At 66.9% G+C, this 3,418-nt stretch carries 8 protein-coding genes; 4 read left to right on the forward strand and 4 right to left on the reverse strand.

All coding sequences use genetic code 11. The features are described from left to right. Positions 1 to 202 (forward strand): hypothetical protein (locus tag ABDW21_RS16675; protein WP_343710767.1); only part of this gene is annotated, 202 nt, incomplete at its 5' end. 341 nt (positions 203 to 543) lie between these two features. Here ABDW21_RS16675 and ABDW21_RS16680 read toward each other — a convergent pair. The 3 genes from ABDW21_RS16680 to ABDW21_RS16690 form a co-directional block, all read right to left on the reverse strand. After that, complete coding sequence (locus ABDW21_RS16680) at positions 544 to 936, reverse strand: type II toxin-antitoxin system VapC family toxin (protein ID WP_343601386.1); 393 nt, start codon at positions 934 to 936, stop codon at positions 544 to 546. Then, the gene (locus tag ABDW21_RS16685) at positions 933 to 1,202 is read right to left on the reverse strand and encodes a hypothetical protein (RefSeq protein ID WP_343601385.1); all 270 of its coding nucleotides are present in this window, start codon (positions 1,200 to 1,202) and stop codon (positions 933 to 935) included. The genes ABDW21_RS16680 and ABDW21_RS16685 overlap by 4 nt, the downstream gene beginning before the upstream one ends. Positions 1,203 to 1,434: 232 nt before the next feature. Next, the gene (locus ABDW21_RS16690) at positions 1,435 to 1,680 is read right to left on the reverse strand and encodes a type II toxin-antitoxin system VapB family antitoxin (RefSeq protein ID WP_343601402.1); all 246 of its coding nucleotides are present in this window, start codon (positions 1,678 to 1,680) and stop codon (positions 1,435 to 1,437) included. 94 nt (positions 1,681 to 1,774) lie between these two features. Between ABDW21_RS16690 and ABDW21_RS16695 the strand changes: the two genes are divergently transcribed. After that, entirely contained in the window at positions 1,775 to 2,032 is a 258-nt protein-coding gene (locus ABDW21_RS16695) for a type II toxin-antitoxin system prevent-host-death family antitoxin (protein ID WP_343601383.1), read from the forward strand. After that, complete coding sequence (locus ABDW21_RS16700; protein WP_343601381.1) at positions 2,032 to 2,439, forward strand: type II toxin-antitoxin system VapC family toxin; 408 nt, start codon at positions 2,032 to 2,034, stop codon at positions 2,437 to 2,439. The genes ABDW21_RS16695 and ABDW21_RS16700 overlap by 1 nt, the downstream gene beginning before the upstream one ends. Here the strand turns inward: ABDW21_RS16700 and ABDW21_RS16705 are convergent. Next, the gene (locus ABDW21_RS16705; protein WP_343601380.1) at positions 2,426 to 2,662 is read right to left on the reverse strand and encodes a hypothetical protein; all 237 of its coding nucleotides are present in this window, start codon (positions 2,660 to 2,662) and stop codon (positions 2,426 to 2,428) included. The genes ABDW21_RS16700 and ABDW21_RS16705 overlap by 14 nt on opposite strands. Positions 2,663 to 2,920: 258 nt before the next feature. On the opposite strand from ABDW21_RS16705, the gene ABDW21_RS16710 reads away from it, so the two are divergent. Continuing rightward, positions 2,921 to 3,418: Uma2 family endonuclease (locus tag ABDW21_RS16710; protein ID WP_343710768.1), on the forward strand; the 498-nt coding region annotated here is incomplete at its 3' end.

The raw sequence follows: 3,418 nt of genomic DNA on the forward strand, positions 1-3,418 counted from the left end.
AGCTATTCGTCGAGTGTGCGGTTTGCTACGCCAGCGCCGGCGCGTCGCGTACGAAATCGCACACTCGACAGATTTTCAGGTGCTCACACCGGAGCGCGGCACCGACCTTGCTTACGCTTGTCGCGCAGGGCATGAGCTCGTGACCGCCGACACCGTGTCACCGCATCTTGTCTATGCATCGAATGTCGGTCACAACGGGTGACACGGCGTAGCCGCGCTGACTTCGTGACGGCCGGCGAGCGCGTCAGTCTGCGGACGCGCGCCGTCATGAGAATGATCGACGCGATTGCCGTTGCGGCGCAGAGCCGACCGGACAGATGCGGGGAGATCGGTTTCGACGACCGCGACACCCATCTCCTCGCCAAGCTGGCTGAACCGATGCGACACACCGCGGCAACAGGTGTCAAAGACGTTCACGGATACATCAGCAACTGTGTGACCCCAACGTAACGACGGCTTCTGACAAGAAAGCCCGGCCGCGCCGCCGGATCGTGAAAGTGGTGCAGACGGCCGTGGCTGACGTGTTGAGTGCGGCGGGCCCGGCTACGGTTCGCTCGTGGCGACAGTCAACCCCAGATCGGCTGCCCGGGTGGCGAGGTTGTCATCGAAGGTGGCGATCGCGGCGTTGTGCTGCTGCGCGCTGTAGAGCACGCAACAATCCGGCATCTTCAGCTTGGTGGTGGCGCGCAACTCGCCGAGGCGGCGGGCAGCGCGGGCCGGCAGCTCCAGGCTCTCGATCTGCAACCGTCCCAGCAGCCGGTGCAGCTTGTCGGCTCGCCCCGCTCGGGCGGCGCCGACGTAGACCTCGGCAAGCGTGATCACGTTGGCGGCGAACGACTCCCGCGAGTGCGCCCGCAGCAGAGCAGTCGCGTCGGCATGGTGTGCGTCGGCCGGCTCGAAATGCCCGATCAAGACGCTCGCGTCAAGGATGATCACTCTGGCCAGTCCTGACGCAGCTCCTTGAGGTAGTCAGCTCCGAAGACGCCGCCCAGTGCGCCGCTGGTCTTCTCGATCGCTTGCCGGCGTCGCCGAATGACTTCAGCGTGTTCGCACACGAGGGTGTTCCGGCCCGCGAGGATGAGTTGACGCAGCAGCGCACCCGGCCTGTCGGCGAGCTCGGGCCACGTGTGGCGGGCGATCTCCAGCGCGTTCGTGATGTCGTCGGTCTCTGTGATGGCGTGGCGCCGGTGGTTGGTGGGCATCTGCGAAGTGTAACACCGACGGCATTGGTGTAACACTGCGTTGGATAGGGGATGACCCGGGATCCGGGCGGGCCGCTGCCGCAGCTGCTGTCGGATGGATGGCCGGCTGGCGGTGCTGCCGCCGCTGCCGTCGCCGAAATCGGCGTAGGCGTGGCGGGCCAGGCGGGCCAGGCGCTCGGTAACGGGTTCGACCACAAACTCGGCTTCCTGCACGAGGTCGTCACGGCCTCGATCACGTTGGGAGCCCGCGGTCGTCGTACAGCACCGCGCCGTGGTCCAGGCGCTGGGTCTCGGGGCTCATCTGGCTGGCGGTCTTGTGACCGATGGCCATGAGCCCGGTCGCGGGATCGTCCTTTCGCGGTTGGGCCAGACGTGCGTGCACCGCGGGCGCCACAGCCTGGGCCTGGGATTCACCGGTGATTATCGCGATTTGCTGGACGGCCTCGTGGACCGACTCGTCCTTGATGGTTAGCGCCAAGGTGGCACCGAAGTTCTCCTCGGTCACCCCAGAGTGTGCTGACCCATGTTCCTGGACAACCGCCCGACGCCTACAGTGGTGCTACAGTCGTAGCATGTCTGAAGTGGCGTCCCGTCAGCTTCGCAACGACACCGCCGCAGTGCTTCGCCGCGTGCGGGAGGGGGAGGACGTCACCATCACTGTGAATGGCCGTCCGGTCGCGGTCCTCACCGCAGTTCGGCCACAGCGCAAGCGCTGGCTGGGTCGAGCAGAGTTCCTGTCGCGATCGCGGCGCGCTCAAGCCGATCCCGGGCTGCGCCAGGACCTTGCGATGCTGGCCGGCGACACCACCGACGATCTCGGACCGGCCTGATGAGCACGCCGTGCCCAGCCGGAGTGCTGGACACCTCGGTGTTCATTGCAACCGAAAGCGGTCGGCAGTTCGACGAGGCGCTGATCCCCGACGAGGTCGCAACCACCGTCGTCACCCTTGCCGAACTTCATACCGGCGTGTTGGTCGCGACGGATTCTGACATCAGGGCGCGACGCCTGGCAACGCTGGAATCCATTGGAGACATGGAAACGCTGCCAGTCGACGACGAAGCGGCCCGGATGTGGGCCCGGCTGTGGGTCCATCTCGCCGAGACCGGTCGGCGGGTGCGGATCAACGATCTGTGGATTGCGGCCATTGCGGCGTCGCGTGGACTGCCCGTTGTCACCCGGGACGACGATTTCGCCGCCCTCGAGGGCGCGTCGAACCTCGCGATCATTCGGGTTTGACCGCCGGCGGCACAGGGGCGCCACGTACCCCGCCCGTTTCAGCCTTGCCGTCGGCGTCGAGCACCGCGGCTTGGTGCCGGGTCCGGAGTCGGTGGCCGCTGTCGGCGTTGGCGGCCGGGAGGTTGCTCGCCACGGCGGCCGGCGGCTGCAGACCCAGCCCGCCGAGCATCGCATGCCGGGACACCGGCGCCGACGATGCGTGTGCGGCGGTGTCGCCGGGCACGGAGTCTGACGCAGATTTGCGGGCTTACCTGGGAATTTCGGGGTGACGGCGTGGCGGGATCGCGCTCGACCTGGGGCGGGGCCGCGCAGGCCAGGACTGTCGATGACATTGAGTGGTGACTGGCCGGCATTGTTCACCATGCGCGCCAACGCAAGGTACTGTGCCGGGCCTGCCCGCGTCGGAGGAATATGCCTGGTGGCCAGCGCAGATGGCTAACCTTGACTCGACAGCACGGCGTTGCGAGGAGGCGCAGAAGCGATGACGAGCGTTCACCTGCCGAAGCTGCTGTCCCTTGAGGACTGGGAGGCGCTGCCGGAGGACAACGGCGCGCATGTCGAGTTGCAGGAGGGCGTGCTCATCGTGACGCCGCGGCCGTTGCGGCCGCACGCGCGGGCCGTATTTCGCATCGCGAAGCAACTCGACGACCAACTGCCCGCTGACCTGGAGGCGATCATCGACTTCGAGGTGTGCGTCGATGCCGCTCACCCGCCCACGGTGCGAATTCCCGATGTCGTGATCACGCGCAAAGCTGGCCCGGAACAGAGGCTGAACGGTTCGGATGTGCTGGTGGCGGTCGAAGTGTTTTCCCCGGGCTCCCGGCGGACCGATACCGTCACCAAGCGGTCCGAATACGCCGAGGCCGCGGTCGAGCACTACTGGATCGTGCAGCTTGGCCCGCCCGTCACACTCACCGCGCTGCGCCGGGTGGGCGAGTCCGGTTACCAGGAGTCTGCCGAGGTCGCCGGAGAATTTACG

This window comes from Mycobacterium sp., assembly GCF_039583805.1.
Classification (GTDB): domain Bacteria; phylum Actinomycetota; class Actinomycetes; order Mycobacteriales; family Mycobacteriaceae; genus Mycobacterium.